The sequence below is a fragment of the Methylibium sp. genome (assembly GCF_031393925.1).
Lineage (GTDB): Bacteria > Pseudomonadota > Gammaproteobacteria > Burkholderiales > Burkholderiaceae_C > Methylibium.
The window spans coordinates 1-4799 of the sequence record NZ_JANMWL010000064.1 but is presented as its reverse complement, the minus strand read 5'-3'; the positions used below and the strand labels follow the sequence as shown (position 1 = coordinate 4799).

Annotated in this window: 6 protein-coding genes; 1 reads left to right on the top strand and 5 read right to left on the bottom strand. The window is 67.7% G+C overall.

Annotated features, from left to right (window positions below; all coding sequences use genetic code 11):
• From RMO12_RS04285 to RMO12_RS04265, 5 genes are all read right to left on the bottom strand, one after another.
• On the bottom strand, positions 1 to 228 hold a 228-nt coding region (locus RMO12_RS04285), incomplete at its 3' end, for an alpha/beta hydrolase (RefSeq protein WP_309638329.1).
• 145 nt (positions 229 to 373) lie between these two features.
• On the bottom strand, positions 374 to 1294 hold the full coding sequence (locus tag RMO12_RS04280) for a catechol 2,3-dioxygenase (RefSeq protein ID WP_405029615.1): 921 nt from the start codon (positions 1292 to 1294) through the stop codon (positions 374 to 376).
• 13 nt (positions 1295 to 1307) lie between these two features.
• On the bottom strand, positions 1308 to 1640 hold the full coding sequence (locus tag RMO12_RS04275; protein ID WP_309625178.1) for a phenol hydroxylase subunit P4: 333 nt from the start codon (positions 1638 to 1640) through the stop codon (positions 1308 to 1310).
• 14 nt (positions 1641 to 1654) lie between these two features.
• Positions 1655 to 3181 (bottom strand): aromatic/alkene/methane monooxygenase hydroxylase/oxygenase subunit alpha, encoded by a 1527-nt coding sequence (locus RMO12_RS04270; RefSeq protein WP_309638328.1) that lies wholly within the window; start codon positions 3179 to 3181, stop codon positions 1655 to 1657.
• 20 nt (positions 3182 to 3201) lie between these two features.
• Positions 3202 to 4200 (bottom strand): phenol hydroxylase, encoded by a 999-nt coding sequence (locus RMO12_RS04265; RefSeq protein WP_309626153.1) that lies wholly within the window; start codon positions 4198 to 4200, stop codon positions 3202 to 3204.
• Positions 4201 to 4457: 257 nt separating this feature from the next.
• Between RMO12_RS04265 and RMO12_RS04260 the strand changes: the two genes are divergently transcribed.
• Positions 4458 to 4799: aldehyde dehydrogenase family protein (locus RMO12_RS04260; RefSeq protein WP_309638327.1), on the top strand; the 342-nt coding region annotated here is incomplete at its 3' end.

The following is a 4799-nucleotide window of genomic DNA, read 5'->3' as shown; positions in this document are numbered from 1 at the left end:
CATGCCCTGCGGGCAGGGCTGGGGGTGGCTGCTCTGGCCGTAGCCGACGAGGTCGGGGATCAGCAGCTCGCAGTCGTTGGCGAGGGCCTGGCTGGCGAGGGTCCAGTTGGACAGGCCGGTGGCGCCGGGGCCGGAGCCGTGCAGGAACAGGACAGGTTTGCCTGTGCCGGCCCTTGTGAGGTGGGTGTGGTGGGGGCCGGTTGTGACCAGGGATGAGGTGCTTGTCATGGTGTGGGCGTGGGTTCCGTGGGAGCAAAGCCGCGGGTGGGCGGCGGGCGGCGCTTCACTGCGGGGGTCGGCCTTGCAGGCCGACCGCCGCAGTGAAGCGTCACCGCACACCCCCACACGGCTTTGACGCCCAGCACCGCCAACATCAAGTCACCACACTCATGAACTCCTCCCGCAGCTTCTTCTCATGGATGAAGAGCGCACGAGGCAACTGATCCGGCGTCCACTGCAGCGGCGGCCGGTCCGGATACCACATGTACCCGCCGGTGAACGCCTCGTTCCGGTTCCCGCTCGGGTCGAAGAAGTACACCGTCTGCCCGCGCGTCGCGCCATGCCGCGTCGGGCCCAGGTCGTGCGAGGTCTCGGTCATCGAGATCAGGTCGGCCGCGCGCAGCACGTCGCTCCACGATTCGACGTAGAAGGCGATGTGATGCAGCTTGCCCTCGCCCGGCAGCCCGACGAAGGCGATGTCGTGCACCTTGGTGCTGCAGCTCATGAAGGCCGCCATGTACTTGCCCTGGTCGCTGACGCTCTCGGTGACCTGGAAGCCCAGCACGTCGCGGAACAGCGCCACCGAGCCTTCGATGTCGGCGCCGTAGACCAGCACATGGTCGAGCCGCACCGGGGCGATGCCCTTGAGGTTCGCCGGCTGGATGCCGGGGTTCACCGTGGGCATGCCGTTGCCGACCACGTCCTTCGTCGCATACAGCTCGAACACCTGGCCGGTCGGCGCGGTGAAGCGCACCCGCCGGCCGGTCGCGAGGTGCTCGCCGGCGGGGACGCTCTCGGTCGCGATGCCGAAGGCCTCGATGCCGGCCGCCAGGCGGTCCAGCGTCGCCTCGTCGACGACCTTGAAGCCCAGGTAGTCGAGCCCCGCGCGGTCGGCCTCGCGCAGCACCAGACTGTGGTGGTCGTGCTCGTCCCAGCACTTGAAGTAGACGCGTCCCTGCGCGTCGCGGCCGGTCTCCAGCAGGCCCAGCACGTCGGTGTAGTGGCGCACCGCGGCTTGCAGGTCCATCACGCGCAGGGCCACGTGGCCGGGGCGCATCACGCCGTTCATGCTCATGCTTATCTCCTTTTCAGGTCGTCAGGGTCAGAAAGGCCTTGTGGGCGACGCCCTGCTCGGCCAGGGTCTTGCCGAGGTCGGGCACGAAGGGCGCGTCGTTCATGCGCCAGGTCGCGCGGCTCCAGTCGACGGTGGGCCAGTCCGGCTGCTGGCCGAACACCGATTGCGTCAGCGCGCCGCTCAGCAGCTCGCCGAAGCGCGTGCCGGGCGGCACCGGCACGGTGATCGGGCAGGCGATCAGTGGGTGCGCGGCCCATTCGATGAAGAGCAGCTGCACGCCGTTGAAGTCTTGCTGCCGGTCGCGGACGATGCCGCCGTAGCCGGGTTCCAGTGCGATGACGGGCATGGTGGCGCTCCCGCTCAGGCGGCCTTGGCCGCGACGCCGGGCGCCTTGGCCTGGGCCCAGCGCTGCTGGTCGCTCGATCCCTCGTAGCGGCCGATGTCGCGTTCCGGGTCGTAACCCCAGAAGCGGATCATGTCCGCCAGCTCCGGCCCGCCGAGATTTCCTTGCAGCAACTGCTGCACCGGCAGCCGCGCCTGCACGTACTTCTCGGGCTCGCCATCGAACACGTCCTTGCAGCCGTCGGAGCAGAAGATGAAGCGCTCGTCCTGGAACAGGCTCGAGCGGTGCGCGAGGCGCGTCGGGTCGCCCGGTTCGGTGAAGCACATCGGGATCTGGCAGGTCTGGCACAGGCAGGGCAGGCTGGCGTTGGTGAAGGGCTTGCCCTCGGCCTCGAGCGCCCTGAGCTGCTCGAAGCGCGGCCGGTAATACTTGTCGAAGGTGTTCGGGTACTGCTGCGAAAGCCAGTCCATCTCCTCGTCGCTCGGCAGCCAGGTGTGCAGCGCCAGGCCCCAGTGGTACTGGCACAGCATCAGCCACAGCTGGTGGGTCACGTGCTCCTTTTCGAGCACGGTCGTCTCGTGGTGCGTCGGCTTGCGGATGCCGTAGCGCGCCAGGTCGTCGAACAGCGCGCCGCCGTTCTTCTCGTAGTACTGCTCCCAGCCCTCGCGCCAGCTCATCACCTTCTTGGGCAGCATGTAGTCGAGCATCACGCCCACGAGGCCGAGCAGCCGGTAGCCGCGCCAGAACCACTTGTCCAGCCATTTCTGGATGATCGGCAGGTTGTCGGGGTCCTGCTCGAGCATGAACTTGATGCACTCCAGGCCCAGCGTCATGTGGCGCGCCTCGTCGCTCTGCGCCGAGAAGCCGAAGGTGACCGTGGCCATGTCGCCGTTGTAGGCGGCGCCACTCATGAAGGGCATGAACAGCAGATTCGTCAGCACGTACTCGAAGGAGAACGAGATCGCGGTCAGGAACTCGAAGGGTCCGGCGCTCATCGCGTCGTTGACGAAGGACTTCGGCACCGACAGGTACCACATGCGGTCGAAGTTCTTCGGCCAGTTGTGCATGCCGTTGAAGTGCCGGTTGTAGTGGCTCATCGAGTGCATCTGCGTCTGCGCGTGACGCAACTCGTCGATCGCCTGCATCTGGCAGGCGATGCGCGGACCCACACCGCGCATCGAGCGTCCCACCATCGCGAAGCCGCGGTGGGCGTTGTATTCCAGCGGGGTGATGCCGGTGATGAACAGCTTGATCGCGTTGATGTAGCGCGCGTCGCTGACGTTCAGATGGCCGTTGTGCTGCGCGAACGCGTCGATGATCGCGTAGAGCTTGCGCTCCTTCTCGGCCTGGTACTTCCAGTACGAATCCATCGTCAAGCGGAACGGGTCTTCCCACTTGTCCCAGTCGTGGATCTTGATGCCCTCGAAGCTGTCGTGCGGGAACACCTTGTCCATCGGCACGTAGCTGGTGTCCCAGCCGAGGCCACGGGTCAGGAGGCCGTACTTGTCTTTCAGGCCGAGCTTGCGGTGGGGTGCGGTCGTCATGGGGCTGCTTGCGGTGAGGGTCAGGCGGCCACGAGGCCGAGGCGTTGCAGGCGGGCGCCGAAGGCGGCATCGACCTCGCCGAGCGTCTGCCGCCCGGCCGCGCCGAACATGCGCTCGGCCAGCGGCGCGAGTGCGGCCAGCGCCGTGGCGCGGTGGCGCGTGGCCCAGCCGGCAAGCAGCGCGCGGTTGGCGGCCGATTCGGCGGCGGCGGTCTTGCACACCGCGTCGACCCAGGGCGTGGTCTCGGCGTGCCACTCGTTCGGGAAAGTCAGCAGCATGCCGAAGGCCGGCGCGCCGGCCGCCGCCAGCGTCTGCTCGAAGCGCTGGTAGAACAGTGGGTAGAGCAGCCCGTCGTGCACCAGGTTCTGCGCGACGAACAGCTCGAACCAGTCGTCGACGATGAACAGGTGCTCGACCGCCGAGCGCAGCGGCTGCCAGGCCGCATCCTCGAGCCACTGCTGCTTGGCGGCGGCGAGCGACGTGCCCAGGTTGCCGTCGATCAGCAGCCCGATGCGCGACAGCAGTTGCGCCAGGCCGAGCCGGTCCATCGTCGCGAACATCGTCGCGTTGGTCAGCGCGGCGCCGTAGGCCCAGCCGGTGATCGCGCTGTTGTTCATGTTCGCGCCCCACTCGTAGTGGCGCAGCGGCAGCAGCGCGGCGGCGACACGCTCGCGCAGGCCTTCGGGTAGCGTGGTGAGCAGGCCGCGCTTGTCGAAGTAGTCGAACTGGCCTGCGGCGACTTCCTGCTGGTGCGCGCGGGTCGTCGTGTAGTTCATGTAGAAGAACTGGCGCGGGTCCTTCAGCGCGTACCAGTCGGCCATCACGACCGCCGTGCGGCTGGTGTCGAAGATCTCCTTGTCGGCCTGCCACAGCGGGCGGTAGTGGAAGTTCTCGACCTCCTGGATGTCGTAGGTGGCCTCCTGGTAGCGCGACGCCGGCTTGTCGCCGAAGCGCGCGGCCAGGTGCGTGAAGGTGTTGCGCAGCGGCTTGGTGTCCGTTGTCTTGATCTCGACGTGCATGCTGTCTTGTCTCCGCCTACTGCATGCATGGTCCTACGCAACCGGCGTGCCAGCCCGCAGGTGCCCGGATTCGCGCCGCTTCGCGGGCTAACCCGGGAGAGGGTTTGCTCAGGACATCAAATCGGCGCCACCGACGCGGCGCGGTGTGCGCCAAATGAGCAAGTCATACCGTCAAGGTATCGCGGCTGCCGCAGACGGTATTGGACGGCGGCGCGTCCCGATTCCTACACGGACCCGACTCCTTCCGAGAGCCTCCCTTGCGCAGCGTCCAGCATTTCATCAACGGCGAATTCGCCGTGTCCGCGAGCGGCCAGACCTTCGACAAGCGCTCACCGCTCGACAACGCCGTGATCGCCCGCATCGCCGAAGGCGGTGCGGCCGAGGTGGATGCCGCGGTGGCGGCCGCGCGCGCCGCGCTGCACGGCGACTGGGCCCGGCTCGGCAGCGACAAGCGCCTGGCGCTGCTGCACGCGGTGGCCGACGAGATGACGCGCCGCTTCGACGACTTCGTCGCCGCCGAGGAGGCCGACACCGGCCAGCCCCACCACGTGATCGCGCATGCCTTCGTGCCGCGCGGAGCGGCCAACTTCAAGATCTTC

Coding starts and splice junctions, on each gene's coding strand:
- RMO12_RS04265 (WP_309626153.1), bottom strand. CDS start 4,200: ATGCACGTCGAGATCAAGACAACGGACACCAAGCCGCTGCGCAACACC.
- RMO12_RS04275 (WP_309625178.1), bottom strand. CDS start 1,640: ATGCCCGTCATCGCACTGGAACCCGGCTACGGCGGCATCGTCCGCGAC.
- RMO12_RS04280 (WP_405029615.1), bottom strand. CDS start 1,294: ATGAGCATGAACGGCGTGATGCGCCCCGGCCACGTGGCCCTGCGCGTG.
- RMO12_RS04270 (WP_309638328.1), bottom strand. CDS start 3,181: ATGACGACCGCACCCCACCGCAAGCTCGGCCTGAAAGACAAGTACGGC.